The organism is Acinetobacter sp. XS-4, assembly GCF_023920705.1.
Taxonomy (GTDB): Bacteria; Pseudomonadota; Gammaproteobacteria; order Pseudomonadales; family Moraxellaceae; genus Acinetobacter.
In genome coordinates this window covers 1,790,346-1,807,344 of the sequence record NZ_CP094657.1, presented here as the reverse complement: position 1 = coordinate 1,807,344, position 16,999 = coordinate 1,790,346, and the positions used below count along the sequence as shown (strand labels likewise).

At 38.3% G+C, this 16,999-nt stretch carries 13 protein-coding genes; 2 read left to right on the top strand and 11 right to left on the bottom strand.

The window, feature by feature from the left end; all coding sequences use genetic code 11:
* Positions 1-146: 146 nt before the first annotated feature.
* From MMY79_RS08445 to MMY79_RS08395, 11 genes are all read right to left on the bottom strand, one after another.
* Positions 147-1,457: an OprD family outer membrane porin gene (locus MMY79_RS08445; protein ID WP_252612962.1), complete on the bottom strand. Its 1,311-nt coding sequence runs from the start codon at positions 1,455-1,457 to the stop codon at positions 147-149.
* Between the two features lie 416 nt (positions 1,458-1,873).
* Positions 1,874-2,893: a 4-hydroxy-2-oxovalerate aldolase gene (gene dmpG / locus MMY79_RS08440; protein WP_252612960.1), complete on the bottom strand. Its 1,020-nt coding sequence runs from the start codon at positions 2,891-2,893 to the stop codon at positions 1,874-1,876.
* Positions 2,894-2,904: 11 nt separating this feature from the next.
* Positions 2,905-3,810: an acetaldehyde dehydrogenase (acetylating) gene (locus MMY79_RS08435; RefSeq protein ID WP_252612958.1), complete on the bottom strand. Its 906-nt coding sequence runs from the start codon at positions 3,808-3,810 to the stop codon at positions 2,905-2,907.
* Between the two features lie 11 nt (positions 3,811-3,821).
* On the bottom strand, positions 3,822-4,619 hold the full coding sequence (locus MMY79_RS08430) for a fumarylacetoacetate hydrolase family protein (protein ID WP_252612956.1): 798 nt from the start codon (positions 4,617-4,619) through the stop codon (positions 3,822-3,824).
* A gap of 447 nt (positions 4,620-5,066) precedes the next feature.
* Positions 5,067-6,362, bottom strand: coding sequence for a DcaP family trimeric outer membrane transporter (locus MMY79_RS08425; protein WP_252612955.1), 1,296 nt, complete (start codon positions 6,360-6,362; stop codon positions 5,067-5,069).
* 154 nt (positions 6,363-6,516) lie between these two features.
* Positions 6,517-8,157, bottom strand: coding sequence for a cyclohexanecarboxylate-CoA ligase (gene aliA, locus MMY79_RS08420; protein ID WP_252612953.1), 1,641 nt, complete (start codon positions 8,155-8,157; stop codon positions 6,517-6,519).
* A gap of 141 nt (positions 8,158-8,298) precedes the next feature.
* Complete coding sequence (aliB, locus tag MMY79_RS08415; protein WP_252612951.1) at positions 8,299-9,456, bottom strand: cyclohexanecarboxyl-CoA dehydrogenase; 1,158 nt, start codon at positions 9,454-9,456, stop codon at positions 8,299-8,301.
* Between the two features lie 14 nt (positions 9,457-9,470).
* A complete protein-coding gene (gene badI, locus MMY79_RS08410; protein ID WP_045431555.1) occupies positions 9,471-10,253 on the bottom strand; it encodes a 2-ketocyclohexanecarboxyl-CoA hydrolase in 783 nt (260 codons plus the stop codon).
* 45 nt (positions 10,254-10,298) lie between these two features.
* A complete protein-coding gene (locus tag MMY79_RS08405) occupies positions 10,299-11,066 on the bottom strand; it encodes a glucose 1-dehydrogenase (protein ID WP_252612949.1) in 768 nt (255 codons plus the stop codon).
* 475 nt (positions 11,067-11,541) lie between these two features.
* A complete protein-coding gene (locus MMY79_RS08400; RefSeq protein WP_252612947.1) occupies positions 11,542-12,738 on the bottom strand; it encodes an acyl-CoA dehydrogenase in 1,197 nt (398 codons plus the stop codon).
* Positions 12,739-12,771: 33 nt separating this feature from the next.
* On the bottom strand, positions 12,772-13,926 hold the full coding sequence (locus tag MMY79_RS08395) for an acyl-CoA dehydrogenase family protein (RefSeq protein ID WP_252612946.1): 1,155 nt from the start codon (positions 13,924-13,926) through the stop codon (positions 12,772-12,774).
* Positions 13,927-14,319: 393 nt separating this feature from the next.
* Between MMY79_RS08395 and MMY79_RS08390 the strand changes: the two genes are divergently transcribed.
* Together MMY79_RS08390 and MMY79_RS08385 are read left to right on the top strand one after the other, a co-directional pair.
* Entirely contained in the window at positions 14,320-15,180 is an 861-nt protein-coding gene (locus MMY79_RS08390; protein ID WP_216116564.1) for an IclR family transcriptional regulator, read from the top strand.
* A gap of 73 nt (positions 15,181-15,253) precedes the next feature.
* Positions 15,254-16,966, top strand: coding sequence for an electron transfer flavoprotein-ubiquinone oxidoreductase (locus MMY79_RS08385; protein WP_252612945.1), 1,713 nt, complete (start codon positions 15,254-15,256; stop codon positions 16,964-16,966).
* Positions 16,967-16,999 lie beyond the last annotated feature (33 nt).

Genomic DNA, 16,999 nt, shown 5'->3' with positions numbered 1-16,999 from the left:
AAGCTGCTTTTAGTAGACCAAATTTTAAATGTTTTACTCACCCATCTTACCTGTTCACAGCGCTTAAACTGATACTTGTTTACGATGAGGTGATACAAAAAAAATATCAATAACCAATTGTTATTTAAATAAATATTTAAAAGTATTCAAAATTTATAGGTATATGTCGTTGCAATACGATGTTCCTGCAAATCGCTTGCTTGGCCTGCAATATTGTCGAAGTTCACATCGATATACATCCACTGAAAACCTAAGCCTTTTAACTTCCCTTCTGGCACAACGTAATTCAGAATAAAGTTGAATTCATCTTCTTTACCTTTGCCTGTTAATGCACTTGATTCATAAGCTGAATCAATGCCCCAACCATGCCAATATTTTGCAGTGGTTTTTAAACCTTTAATGCCAAGATCACTAAAATCATAGCTATAAGCCACACCCACCGATTTTTCATCTTTACGGATAAAGCTCGCAACTGACCAGTTATCCAAATAAGGCTGAGGTACCCAACCTGCGAGGGATGGGAAATATGGTGCGCCAGTTGCTGCACTCGAGTTACTACCATGGTCACCAAACATTTGCTGATAAGATAAACCTACGCTGTGTGAGCCATAAGTTAAGGTTGAGCCTATAGACAATGCCTGATTATCAATATCACCATACAAGGCATCTCCCGACTCTGCATTGTCGAAAAAACGTATGTGTGAATCGACTTTTAATTTGTCATAATTGTTTTTATAGTTCACACCCAAGTAATTTTGACGATAGATATTCGTCACATCACCATAAAAGTAACTTGCAGACCAGTTTTTATTTAATTGGTAATCTATGCCCGCAACATACATCCCATCAGTTTTACCATCATTATTTAATGCTTTAGGCCATAGGCCAAAATCCATTGGCTGATTTTCATAACGGGCATTGATACTATCCAAATAACCTAACGTTAATTTGGTGTTTTTAAGATCTTTTGACTCTAGCCATACCCCATTATAAGTGGTCAATAATTGACGTGATGGATCAAAATGAATTACTGGTGTTACAGGTAAAATTTCACCAATTCGTAATTCAGTTTGGTTGATTTTCGCTTTAAGAGTTGCTCCTATTTTGCCAAACTGGCGCTCTTGTTTTCCTGTGCCTGTACCAGAAATTCCACTATACGGCAGAACCCAATCGGCATTACGGTCACGACCATCCAGACGCACAGCATACTGTGCTAACACATCAACACCGAGTTGTAACGCCCCAAACTCTGCATAGCCCGATTTTGCATCCAGTGTCACAGCTTGCGACCAACTCCCCCAGTTTTTTGCAGGGGTGTCATCATACTGACGATCTAAATAGAAGTTTTTAAATTTCAGCTGAACCTGACTATCTTCAACAAAACCAGCATTTGTGCCAGTAGCCTCTATTGTTGCTATTGCGCAAGCCATTGCGATCCATAACGTTTGACGACGCATTGCGTACTTCCTTTTAATCAATCCATGAAACCAAGCCCTATCATGCTCAACTCTATTTTTATGAAAAATTCGACTAGAGTATTAAGATATTTTTCTTTTTAAACTCAATGCTTTAAAAAAATGTTACTTTTCCAGTAATGAGGATTTTTAACAGATCACTAAAACCGATTAATCATCTCCCAAAAACCATAATAAGTATTTGTTATATATCTATTTTTATTAAAATAGCTTTATTTAAATTTGCTATTTTTAATTTTCTAATCGTTTTTTTATTTAAATAGAAACTCATCCAATCAAAAATGATGTTCATCCATTTATAGAAAATAACGCTTATACCCAAGTTATTTCATCTAGATCAAATCAGTAGATGAAAAAAAGCACTCTCGTGGAGTGCTCTTTTTCATTTATAAAAAAACTTATGCGCTCATTACTTTCGATTTTGACATGGTCAAGGCAAGATCTTCAATCATATCCTCCTGCCCCCCAACCGTACCACGGCGACCAAGCTCTAATAAAATTTCACGTGCAGAGACACCATATTTAGCTTCGGCACGTTTTGCAAACAGCAAGAAAGAAGAATATACACCTGCATAACCTAATGTTGCTGCATCACGATCTGCACGAATTGGATTTAGCATCATTGGAATCACAAGATCTTCTGCAATATCCTGTACTTTAAACAAGTCTACGCCTGTTTCTATTTGCATACGATTTGCAACTGCAATAAATAACTCAAGTGGTGTATTGCCTGCTCCAGCTCCTAGACCAGCTGCCGCCAAGTCGACCCGAATTGCACCAGCGTCAACCGCAGCGACAGTATTGGCAACGCCCATACCCAAGTTATGGTGACCATGGAAACCTAACTCAATACTGCTATCAAGTTCTTGACGAAGCAACCCAACCCGATCGGTAACATCTTGTGGCAACATGTACCCAGCAGAGTCAGTGACATAAATACAGTTAGCACCGTAAGACACCATTTTTTTTGCTTCTTCTAGCAAATGTTGTGGCGATGCCATATGTGCCAACATTAGAAAGCCTACTGTGTCCATTCCCAATTTTCGTGCAGCAGTAATATGCTGCTCAGACACGTCTGCTTCTGTACAGTGTGTTGCAACACGAATGGTTGAAACACCAATCTCATATGCCATTTTTAAATGATCAACTGTTCCAATGCCAGGCAATAACAACGCTGACACCTTGGCATTTTTCATGCGTGGCACAACAGCAGATAAATATTCTTCATCTGTTGCAGCAGCGAAACCGTAGTTAACGGAACTTCCCCCTAAGCCATCACCATGAGTCACTTCAATTAATGGTACACCCGCTTCGTCTAACGCGGTTGAAATGGCAATCATTTGCTCAACTGTAGTTTGATGACGTTGTGGATGCATACCATCACGTAACGTCATATCATGCACAATAATCTTAGACATACGGTTTCTCCTTAAACAACTTCAGCTTTTTGATTAGATAAAACGCGTTCTGCAAACATTTCAGCAGTGCGTGCGGCTGCCGCTGTCATAATGTCAAGATTACCTGCATATTTTGGTAAATAATCGCCTAGGCCTTCTACTTCAAGAAACATAGAAACACGATTGCCATCAAATACAGGTCCATTCACCAGTTTGTAGCCGGGTACGTACTTTTGTACCTCTTTGATCATGGCATTGACTGATTCCGTAATTGTAACTTGGTCAGGCTCACCTTCAACTAAACAATGAACAGTGTCGCGCATCATTAGTGGTGGTTCAGCCGGGTTAATAATAATGATGGCTTTACCTTGTTTAGCTCCGCCAACCTTTTCAATTGCACCAGCCGTAGTACGAGTAAATTCATCAATGTTCTTACGAGTACCTGGGCCAACCGATTTAGTCGAAACCGTTGCAATGATTTCAGCATAGCTAACCGTTTGTACCCGTGAAATTGCCGCGACCATCGGAATAGTTGCTTGCCCACCACAAGTCACCATATTCACATTGGGTACTTCACCTGCATCTAATAAAGCTTCCAAATTCACTGGCGGCACACAAAATGGACCAATTGCCGCAGGAGTCAAATCAATCATTAACACTCCAAGCTCATTGAGCTTGCGACTGTTCTCTGCATGCACATACGCTGAGGTTGCATCAAAAGCAATTTTGATATCATCTTTAAGTACATGAGGTAATAAACCATCAACGCCTTCAGCCGTGGTTTTTAAACCCATTTTTTCAGCGCGAGCCAAGCCTTCAGAAGTAGGATCAATTCCAACCATCCATACTGGCTCCAAAACTTCACTACGCTGCAATTTATACAACAAATCTGTTCCAATATTTCCTGGACCAATTAAGGCACATTTTATCTTTTTCATATCCTTATCCTTTATTCAGCAGCAAAGCATGCAACAACTGAATTGAAGCCATCAATTTCAACTTTAAACTCATCCCCTGGATGAGCCACCACCATTGGACCCAATGCCCCAGTCAGGACAATATCTCCTGCTTGTAATGGACGTCCGCGTCGTACCATTTCATCAGCTAACCAAACTGCTGCATTCAATGGATTAGCTAAACAAGCTTTACCAACACCTTGCGAAACAACTTCGTCCCCACGAGTCATCGTCATTTTACAGTTAACTAAATCAAGTTGATTAAGCTGTACTGGACGTGAACCCAACACAAAAGCTGCACTTGATGCATTGTCAGCAACCGTGTCAATCAATGAGATTTTCCAGTTCTCAATGCGACTATCAACTATTTCAATAGCTGGTAAGGCATAGTCTGTTGCACTAATAATGTCTGCATATGTATGTCGGGCTTGGGTTAAATCCTTTTTGAGTACGAGCGCAATTTCAGCTTCAACTTTTGGCTGAATCAACTTACCCGCTGGAATGACTTCACCATCGCCATATGCCATATCAGCAAATAACATCCCAAAGTCAGGTTGATCTACGCCGAGTTGGGCTTGTACCACTTTAGAAGTTAGGCCAATTTTTCGACCTACTAAACGGCGCCCTTCCGACAGTGCACGTACAGTATTGATTTCCTGTACTGCATAAGCGATATCCACATTTGCCTGTTCACCACCGAGCTCAGTGCGAATAGGAATAATCGCAGTTTGTGATAGTTCAGCTTGTCTTAAGGCAAAAGCAACTGAATCAACAACAGCAGAATTCGACATCAATATTTCCTTAAACTGCAAAATTGAACGTATACTGCGTTACTGAAGGTATAAAAACGGAATACGGAGTTCAGGCAAAGTTAGACACAACAAATCCCTTGTATTTTCCGAGACAGCTACCTACTGGAACGTGTACATAAAACAGTTTAAGAATGGAAAAATCTCCATCTAAATGCCAATACTTATTTTGTTTCATATAATAGTTTTTATTTATAATTAGAACAGAATACCTTTAAAGTTTTATATTAGGCCTGCGAGAGAACTATGTTAATCTACAAGTTCTAAAAATTCTTCCATCTTTATAATTTCCAATAAAATATCATTAATTTTAACGACAAATCCAACTTAAACTATAGGAGATAAAAAAATATTTACAGCTCCTATTAATACTAATTACTTAATTAAAAAATTAAAGGTAGCAATATACTACCTTTAATATAAAATACTCTAAAAATCATAGATAATAGTAGCATTTATACGATTATCAATTCCTTCTCGATCATTAAAAGTTGTCCTTTGCCCATACATATATTCAAAACCAATATTTATTGCTTTTACTGGTGTATAAAAGGCATTAATCCATCCTTCTATTAGCTCTTTATTTTGAGTCGAATCATTTTGTACGAGTTCAGAAAATGAATTACTACTATTAGCACGCATATAGCCTAACCCGACTGAGGATCGTATCTTAGGCGTAAATTTTTGAGTTAACCCAACTGTTACTGTGTCAAATTCATTTGGTTTAATATGACCATTTCCATCAAATACATAAGCATAGTTAGACCACAGTAAATTTTTAGTATCACCCTTAATATGATTGTAATCAGCTCGAATTAAAGTATTTGGAGTGACTTGCCACTTGCCGCCTAAAGCTGCTCCCCAAGCGATAAACTCATCGTGATCACCTGCTGATGTTGCTTTTTGAGTTATAAAAACTCGACCAGAAAGTGCAGATCCATTATCAAACTTGTAATTTATACGTCCTGTTGCTGATGGTAGTTTCAACTTTGCATTAGCATCCGTTGTAAAGTTCTGTGTACCTGTAGTCGTAACAGTTTCAGACTTAGGATCTTCAAGGCTAAATGCAAAATTCAAATGTGAATCCACAGGATGACTATATTTTATTTGAGATACACGTGTTAAAGAACCACCTACAGAAAGTGCTGCATCTACTGTTTCTGGGAAATACTCAATGGCATTAAAGTTTGACCAAGTTTGACCGATTAACCAGTCATCAAAGGTAATATAAGCATGACGGAGACGGAATGTATCACGCCCCGCTCCACCAAAGAAATCCATCTCTAACTTACCACCTACTTTGTGATCCCAAGTACTAGGCGCAGTAAAATTAAAACCAAAACGGGTCGCATTTAAGGTACTTTGGAATTTATCTGAATTATGTGTTTCAGCTTCGGTATGCTTCAAAGGCACGGTACTAATGTTATTATACATCGCACTAGGACCCTTAATTTGATATGAAGCATCGGCACGAATATTTCCATACAACTCAAATTCCGCCCCACCTTTAGTCACAAGGTGCTTAAGGTCCGATGAGCTAGTTGATGACGTAGCTACTACTTTTTTATCTTCATTTTGTTTATCGAACTTTGCTTGTAATTCTTGTATTTGCTGCTGAAGTTTTGCAATTTGTTCTTGAGTAACTTCTGCATAACTCGATGTAGCTACAGCAAATATTGCAAGGCTTAGTGTACTTCTATAGAATAATCTTACTGATTTATTCATTTTAAAACTCCATTTTTTGTGAATAGTCATTCGTAAAGCAGTTTTAGGCATCATGCCTAAAAGATTGCTTTATTTTGCTTTTTAATAAGGAACATAGGCCTCTCACCACAAGCAGCTTATGTTTTCCTTATATTTATTAAAGATGAGTCGGTTATTAAGAATTAGACGTAATCATTTCTCTTAATTTAAATTTTTGAATTTTTCCTGAAGGTGTCATTGGAATCTCATTCCAAACCTCTAAGCGCTCTGGGATATACTGCACAGCAAGGTTATGCTGTTTAAGAAAATCAATAATTTCTGGAAGTTCTATAGATTCCCTGTGTTCTTTTAATTTGATGACTGCACAGGCACGCTCACCAAGGCGTTCATCTGGATACGAGACTAAAGCAACGATAGCTATATCGGGATGTTGATAAAGTAATGACTCAATTTCAGCAACAGGAATATTCTCTCCTCCACGAATAATAACGTCCTTATTTCTTCCACAAATTCGGATGTACCCTTGCTCATCTTGATATGCTAAATCACCAGTATCAAACCAGTCATCATTATCGGTAGCATTCAAATAAGGACGTTTAAGATATCCACCAAAATTTGAACATGTGCGAATCATTAAAGAACCTGGTTCATTGGCAGCTTTATGTTGACCATCTTGATCAATGATTCTAATTTCAACACCAGGTAAAGGTAACCCATCTGTATTAAATGACCTTTCATCATCATCTTCAGGCCTTGTCATGGTCACGGCACCACACTCGCTCATGCCCCAGGCAGAAATTACTTTTACTCCAAGATTATCTCTTGCTTTTTTCACTAAAGGACCGGGAATCGGTGCACCTGCACAAAGGAATGTTTTTAATGAATGAAATTTTTTGTCGCCTTCTGATGCAGCAGTCGATAAATCACTCAAAAAAGGAGTTGAAGCCATTGTGAATGTAATCTTATATTTATCAATTATTTCAATTGCTTTATCAACATCCCAAATATCTTGAAGAACAACCTTGGCTTTTAAAATAACAGGCATAATAAGACCGTACATAAAACCAGTCTGATGCGCCATTGGTGATGCCATCAAGATTACATCTTCATGATTTAAATGTAATCGCTCAGCATAAGGCACTATATTTGCAAACAATGTGTTTGCCGTGTGCATTACACCTTTGGGTTCACCTGTTGTTCCAGATGTAAAAATTAATTGTGCGATATCATCAGCATTAATTTTTATGTCATTAAGCGTATTTAGGATTTGAGGATCTTTATCTAATCCGTGATTGAGTAAAACATCAGCAAAGTTATTTTCTCCATTTCCGTCAATAACAATAACATGTTGTAAGCTATTGATATTTTTTTGAAGTTGATAAGCCAACTGTTCATAATCAAATTTACGAAATACTTTGGGAACAATAAAAACCTTACTTTCACTATGCTTTAACATAAATGTAAGTTCACGTTCACGAAAAATTGGCATTAACGGATTTAAAACTGCACCAATACGTCGGCATGCAATATAAAGTAAACTGAATTCCCACCAGTTAGGTAATTGGCAAGAAACAATATCATTTTTTTGTATGCCTAATTTTCTTAATCCCAGAGCAATCTTATTAGAAGTGTGTAATAACTCACGATATGTAAAACTTCTCTCTGGCTGATCATCTTTTATACTGACTAATGCTGTTTTATCCGGATATTGATGAACAGCATCATTTAACGATTGAAGAATGGTTTTATCCAACCAATATCCCTGTTGAATCATTCTTGCTCTTCGCTGTGGCAAAAGTACTGCATCGAAATCCATTCTTTAACTCCTTGTTATATTCTTTCCCTGATTTATAGATTACTACCAAGATCATTTTTTAAAGTTGAAGCCCACCCAGTGGCTAAACACTTTTGTTTAGCCACTCCAAATAACCATTTGATAATAATAAATAAATTATATTTAGGCTGGCACAGCCTTACGACCTGCTTTATGTCTGGCAATAATTGTTTTCATAATCTGTGCAGTACCATCGCCGATTTGAAAACCTAGCACATCTCGTAGACGCTGTTCCATAACTCCACGATCATATCCAGCATGACCAAAGGTTAACAGGCACTGATGCACCACATCATATGCAAGCTTAGGCCCCCACCATTTACACATACCAGCTTCAGAAGTATGAGGAAGATGATTATCTTTCAACCATAAAGTCTGTAAACACAATAATCGAGCAGCTTCAACTTGCGTTTCATAATCTGCAAGAGGATGAGACACTCCTTGAAATGCAGTCAATGGCTTGCCAAAAGCTTCGCGCTGAGCTGCATACTCCCAAGCTTCATCAAGTGAAACTCTTGCCACAGCCAAAACCTGTAAACCTATCAATGCACGTGAAAAGTCAAAACCTTGCATGACTTGTACAAAGCCCTTATTTTCTTCCCCTAAACGGTGATTGACAGGAACTCGTACGTTGTCAAAGAAAATTGAGCCTCGTCCAATGGCACGTTGACCATGACAATCAAATCGCGTAGTACTAATACCAGGTAAATTCATCGGGACCAGTAAAGCTGTCACACCATGAGCCCCTGACTCAACTGAACCAGTGCGCCCAAAAATAACTGATGCATCAGCTTGATCAGCAGCTGAAATTGATGTTTTTTCTCCATTAAGGATGTATTCATCACCTTCACGCTCAATTTTTAAACGTAAATTTGCAGCGTCAGACCCACCTCTTGGTTCAGTTAAACCTATTGAAAAAATAGCTTCACCTGCTGTAAGTTTTGCTAACCACGGACGGACAACGTCTGGATCACCATGTTCAGCTAAAATCTGGCCATTTAAAGACGCAAGTAAATTAATATATGAAAAACTCAAATCGGCTTTAGCAATTGCCTCATGAATAACTCCAGCTGCTAGGCGCCCCATCCCTTGTCCACCATACTCTTCAGGTAACTCAGGTGCGATAAAGCCCATCTCTCCCATTTTTTTAACTAAATCTCGGTCAAAAGTTCTAGTCTGGTCACGTTCTAGAAAGCCGGGAGCGATATATTTTTGGGCAAATTTCTCAACCGTTTCAGCTAAATATTCCAAGTCTTCAGTAATATAAGGATTTTTACTCATCTCGTTCTCCTTAATTATTTGAAATATTTTCGAAATTCTGGCTTACGTTTATCTTTCAGGGCATTTACACCTTCACGAGATTCCTCTGTATCATAATAAAGTTTCAATGCATACATACCCATACCAGCAATACCAGCTTGATGTGCAGTATCCATATTGAAACTACGTTTTGCAATTGCTAACGCTGTTGGACTACGTTCACAAAGTTCTTCTCCCCATGCTTGTACTTCTGCATCGAGTTGATCTGCCGGAACACATTTATTTGCCAATCCAATTGATACAGCTTCTTCTCCAGTATAACGTCGACACATATACCAAATTTCACGAGCTTTTTTCTCACCCACAACTCGTGCTAAGAATGCGGTTCCATAACCGGGATCAACAGAACCCATTTTAGGACCCACTTGACCGAAAATTGCTTTATCAGAACAAATGGTTAAATCACATATAGTTGCCAAAACATTTCCACCGCCAATCGCATAACCTTGTACACGTGCAATTACAGGTTTAGGAACATCTCGAACGGCTGTATGCAACTCTTCCATTGGCAAACCAATTGTGCCACGACCATCATAATTTCCATTATGAGCAGACTGATCTCCACCTGTACAAAATGCACGATCACCAGCACCAGTTAAAACAATTGCACCCACATCTCGATCATACCCAGCTTTATTTAGTGCTTTAATGATTTCATCACAAGTCTGTCCTCGGAAAGCATTCATTTTTTCAGGACGGTTAATGATGATCCACGCAACGCCATTTCTAACTTCGTATAAAATATCTTCAAAATTCATTTTTCATTTCCTTGAACTGTTATTCGTTATTTATTCCAATTGGAATTAACCATTCATGGTTAATCCACCAGAAACACTTAATACTTGACCGGTAACAAATCCCGCATCATCACTTAAGAAAAATGTAATAGCTGATGCTAAATCATCAGGTTGGCCTAAGCGGCCAAGTGGTATAGCACGTGTAAAAGCTTCACGAAGTTTTTCTGGATTCGAAGCGCCTTCGGTTACACCAGCCAATAAAGCCGTATCAGTTGGCCCAGGACAAATAACATTAAAAGTAATATTATTGCGTGAATGCTCACGAGCCAGTGTTTTAGAAAAAGAAAGCAATCCACCCTTACATGCCGCATATACAGCTTCACCAGATGAACCTACTCTTGCAGCATCAGATGCAATATTCACTACACGCCCATGATTTCGTTCAACCATCACTGGTAAAACAGCCTGGTGCATATTTAACATTCCAATTAAATTGATCTGAATTAATTTTTCCCACTCATTTTCAGATGTTTTCAAAAATGGTTTAAACACATCCCAACCTGCATTATTTACCAAGCCATCAATTGGTCCCAATTGTTCTTGGGCAGATTTAACAGCAAGATCAACAACCTGACGATCAGTAATGTCACACTCAATCGCAATTGCCTGACCATTATTTGCTTGAATTTCTGCAACCAAGGCCTTAGCTGCTCCCAAATTCATATCAAATACCGCAACTTTTGCACCTTCTTCCGCTAAGCGCTTACAAGTTGCTGAACCAATCCCTCCAGCACCACCTGTCACGATAATTACTTTGTCTTTTAGTCCTTTCATAAGTTTTCCTTGTCCATTTAGTGAGCTAAATTTTTCATTCCTTGTTGATAATTTCAAAATAGCTAACAAGAAAATTAATTTCAATTATTAAATATTAGAGCTCACTATACGAAATATATAAACAAGTTGATATATTTTATTAAATATATGTTTTATATAATAAAAATATTATTTTTAACAAAATTTATGAAATAATTAGTTACATTTATTATGCAAAAATAAGATTCTTAGCTGCCGATTTGAAGCATTAAAAATACAAGATTGGAAACATTTCAAAAGAAAAATTAGTAATATTAATTTTCAGATTATTTAACAAATTATGCGGATATAATTTTTCAAAAAATAAAGCTCTTATTCGTGTAATGCACAAATAAGAGCAGTTTTTCAATTTTATTTTTAAAGGAGATAGCTATACATACGATTTATTAAACCATATGTATATGATCCAGAAATGAGACCTTTAGAAAGTCAAACCTTAATTAGAAAATGCAGCTATACCCGTCTGAGCACGCCCAAGGATAAGAGCATGGACATCGTGTGTCCCCTCATAAGTATTTACAACCTCTAAATTCACAAGATGACGGGCGACACCAAATTCATCACTGATCCCGTTTCCTCCGAGCATATCCCTAGCTAAACGAGCAATATCAAGAGCCTTACCACAATTATTGCGTTTAATTAGTGAAGTACCCTCAACCGATGCAATTCCCTCATCTTTCATTCGACCAAAACGCAATGCTACTTGTAAACCCAGAGCAATTTCAGTTTGCATATCCGCAAGTTTCTTTTGAATTAACTGATTTGCTGCTAAAGGGCGCCCAAACTGCTTCCGATCCATCGTATATTGATGGGCTGTATGCCAGCAAAACTCGGCTGCTCCCATTGCCCCCCATGCAATACCATATCTTGCACTATTCAAACATGTAAACGGGCCTTTTAAACCACGAATGTCTGGAAATGCATTTTCCTCTGGAACAAATACGTTATCCATTACTATCTCACCAGTAATGGAAGCCCTCAATCCCACTTTTCCATGAATTGCAGGTGTAGAAAGACCATCCCAACCTTTTTCTAAAATGAAGCCTCGAATATCACCAACATTGCCTTCAGGTGAAACTTCTTTTGCCCATACTACGAATACATCAGCGATAGGGCTATTTGTTATCCACATTTTAGCGCCAGTTAAACGGTAACCACCCTCAACTTTTTTAGCGCGAGTAATCATACTTCCAGGGTCCGAACCATGGTCAGGTTCGGTTAGACCGAAACAACCAATGTATTCACCTGTAGCGAGCTTAGGTAAATATTTTTGCTTTTGCTCTTCAGTACCGAATTCATTAATAGGAACCATAACTAAAGAACTTTGAACGCTGGCCATTGAACGATAGCCTGAGTCTACCCGTTCAATTTCACGAGCAATTAACCCATAACTCACATAATTTAACCCTGACCCACCATATTGTTCAGGAATTGTAGGTCCTAAAAGACCTAGCTCGCCCATTTCACGAAAAATAGAAGCATCTGTTTGCTCATGACGGAACTGTTCTAATACACGTGGCATTAGCTTATTTTGACTATAATTAAATGCAGTATCCCGAATCATTCGCTCTTCTTCAGTTAACTGATTTTCTAATAAAAAAGGATCTTGCCAATTAAATTGAACTCTACTCATTTTCTCATTCCTTTAGGTAAAAACATCCATCTATTAAGTTGTAGCTTGTTTAATCATGTCTCGAGCAATAATGATTTGCTGAATTTGTGTTGTTCCCTCATAGAGACGGAATAAACGAACATCTCGATAAAATCTTTCAATTGAATATTCACTGATGTATCCAGCCCCACCATGTATCTGCAAACAACGATCAGCTACTCGGCCACACATTTCAGTCGCAAACATTTTTGAACATGATGCTTCAGTACTAATATTTTCCCCCAGATCACGACGACGTGCTGCATCCAACACCATACATTTCGCAGCATAAATTTCTGTTTTTGAATCTGCCAACATTGCTTGAATAAGCTGAAAATTAGCAATTGATTGACCAAATTGTTTACGTTCTATTGCATATTGCAAAGCATCTTCCAACATACGCTCTGCCATTCCTGCACTATAGGCAGCTATATGTAAACGGCCTTTATCAAGCACTTTCATCGCTGTTTTAAAACCAATACCCTCTATACCACCAATTAATTGATCTTTATGAACACGACAATTATCAAAAATAACATCACAGGTATAAGAACCTTTTTGTCCCATTTTTTTATCAATCTTTCCTAAAGTCAGCCCAACTGTACCAGCCTCAACCAAAAAGGCAGAAATGCCTCCAGCACCTTTAATATCTGAGTTAGTTCTAGCCATAACGGTAAAAGTTGAAGCACGAGGCGCATTAGTAATAAAACGCTTAGTACCATTTAAAATATAATAATCACCATCTTTGACTGCAGACGTCTTCAAAGCGGCAGCATCTGAACCTGAGTCTGGTTCTGTTAAGCAGAAAGAACCTATAATTTCTCCGCTAGCATAACCTGGTAAATACTTTTGTTTTTGCTCATCAGTACCATCAATAATAATTCCACTTGAACCAATGCCATTATTTGTACCAATCAAAGAACGGAATGCAGCAGAAGTTTGCCCCAACTCAAATGCAACTAAAACCTCTTCTTCCATCGTAATTCCCAAACCACCATATTCTTCTGGAATGGTTAAACCGAATAAGCCCAATTCCTTCATTTGTTGGACAATATGGTCTGGTATCGCGTCAGTTTCATCGACCTCATGTTCTAAAGGTCTCAACGTATTCTTAACAAAACTTCGAATTGTAGATAACAACTGTTCTAATGTCTGTTGATCACGAATCATATTTCTCTCCTTATATCCTTATACAATGCTATCCAAAGCACCATTTTGTAATACAAAACCACAAGTAATTTCGTTATACGAAATAAAATAACAGCACAACTCTCAATGAACAAGAATTTTTTGTTTAAAATTTCGCAATACAGAATTAATGTTCATTAATTTGTGTAAATATATTGATTTAACTCTCAAACAAAGCTAAATTTAAATGACCACTTATTTTGTTATACGAAATTAGAGTTTATGATTGGTTAATTCTTCTTTTCAGATTTTTAGCCAATATTGCTGTTGACTAGGTGAATCATTAAAAAAAGCATCAACTATTCTAATTTTTTTTGTATAGCGAAATATAATTGATATGATCAAGAATAGTGTTTGATCAAATATGGGAATGGTATGCATCTAGAATATAATCAACTAAAAGAACAAGTCGAAAAAAAAGTGAACTTTGATGAAATCCGCTTAGATCCGATTTCTCATATTCACCGCGAGAATAATCCTCAATTTATTGCTTCCTTAGCGCGTGGATTAGAGATATTACGTTGTTTTTCAGCATCCAACCAAGTTCTAGGTAATCAAGAACTATCTCATCTTACAGGCTTACCTAGACCAACAATTGCAAGAATTACGAGTACATTAGTGTCACTTGGTTATTTAAAACAACTTCCAAATTCTACCAAATACACCCTAGACATTGGTGTACTAGCACTTGGTTACGCCGCATTATCTAGCATATCTGTACGATCAATTGCCCATTCTTACATGGAAGAAATGTCCAGATATGCACAAGCTCCTGTTGCTATGGCAATGAGAGACCGATTAAACATGATGTATCTAGATGTTGTTCAAACCGAAACCAATTTAACTATGCGCAGACCAATTGGTTCTACTCTACCCTTACATAATACATCTATGGGAAGAGCATGCTTAGCAGCTCTTCCTGAAAATGAACGTGAGTTTATTTTAAAAGCATTAGAAAAGAAGCACACAGCTGAAGAATGGCCAGCAATCAAACGTAGTTTAGATCGAGCCTTTCATGATTATCAAAACTATGGGTATTGTTTATCTTTAAGCGAGTGGCATAAAGAAGTGAACTCTGTTGCCGTCCCCTTAATACATCCAATATACGGTTTATTGGTCTTTAACTGTGGGGCACCAAGCTATTTAGTGAATCAAGAAAAACTTGAAAACGAAATTGGACCAAGATTAATTCATATGGTTCAAAATATTCAAGATGCTCTAAACACCTTGCATTAACCAATCATTAAAAACTGAACTCTAGTTCAGTTTTTTTAGGAGTAATTTTAACAATGAAACTGGATTTCGCAATATGGAAAATTTAGAACGTGAATCGATGGAGTTTGACGTTGTCATCGTAGGTGCAGGACCTGCCGGTCTGTCTGCTGCGATTAAGATCCGTCAATTAGCGATTGAAAATAACTTACCCGATCTTTCTGTTTGTGTAGTTGAAAAAGGCTCTGAAGTAGGTGCGCATATCTTGTCTGGTGCTGTGCTTGAGCCACGTGCCATCAATGAACTGTTCCCGAACTGGAAAGAAGAAGGCGCGCCTCTTAATGTCCCTGTAACTGAAGACAAAACATTCTTCTTGCTTTCAGACACCACTTCTAAAGAAGTACCTCACTGGATGGTTCCTAAAACCATGCACAATGATGGTAACTACGTTATTTCGTTAGGTAACGTGGTTCGTTGGTTAGGTCAAAAAGCTGAAGAACTAGAAGTTTCTATCTTCCCTGGCTTTGCTGCATCTGAAGTGCTTTACCATGAAGACGGTACTGTAAAAGGTATTCAAACGGGTGATATGGGTATTGGTAAAGATGGTGAACCAACACATAACTTTACACCAGGCTATGAACTTCACGCTAAATACACTCTCTTTGCTGAAGGTTGCCGTGGTCATTTAGGCAAACTCCTAATTGCAAAATACAACCTCGATAAAAATGTTGATCCACAGCACTACGGTATCGGGATTAAAGAGCTTTGGGAAATTGACCCAGCAAAACATAAGCCGGGCTTAGTCATGCACGGCGCTGGCTGGCCATTGGCTGAAACAGCTTCTTCCGGTGGTTGGTGGTTATACCACGCTGAAAACAACCAAGTGACTTTGGGTATGATTGTGGACTTGTCTTATGAAAACCCACACATGTATCCATTTATGGAAATGCAGCGCTGGAAAACTCACCCACTGATTAAACAGTATTTAGAAGGTGGTAAGCGTATTTCTTACGGTGCACGTGCTGTAGTGAAAGGCGGTTTCAACTCATTGCCTAAATTGACTTTCCCGGGCGGCTGCTTGATTGGTGATGATGCAGGTTTCTTAAACTTTGCAAAAATCAAAGGCTCACACACTGCCATGAAATCAGGCATGTTATGTGGTGAAGCTGTATTTGAGGCGATTGCTGCTGGTGTAGAAAAAGGCGGTGACCTTGCCATTGCACGCGTTACCGAAGGCGAAGATTTATTCACTAAAGAATTAACCTCATACACTAACAAATTCAACAACAGCTGGTTAAAAGAAGAGCTTTATAACTCTCGTAACTTTGGCCCAGCAATGCATAAATTTGGTCAGTGGATGGGTGGTGCATTTAACTTTATCGACCAGAATGTCTTTAAAGTGCCATTCACTTTACATGACTTGAAGCAAGACTTCGCTGTATTGAAAACCGTTGATGCAACTAGCTTCAAGCCAAACTATCCAAAACCGGATGGCAAGCTTACATTTGACCGTTTATCTTCTGTGTTTATCTCTAACACGGTTCATGAGGAAAATCAGCCAGCTCACTTGAAGCTTACTGATCCGTCAATTCCAGTGAACGTAAACTTACCGAAATGGGATGAGCCTGCACAGCGCTACTGCCCTGCTGGTGTTTACGAAATCATGGAAGATAATGATGGTTCTAAACGCTTCCAGATTAACGCAGCGAACTGTGTTCACTGTAAGACCTGTGACATTAAAGACCCATCTCAAAACATCACATGGGTAACGCCAGAAGGCGGCGGTGGCCCAAACTACCCTAATATGTAATCTCTGACGACATAACAGAGTTTCAATTTACTA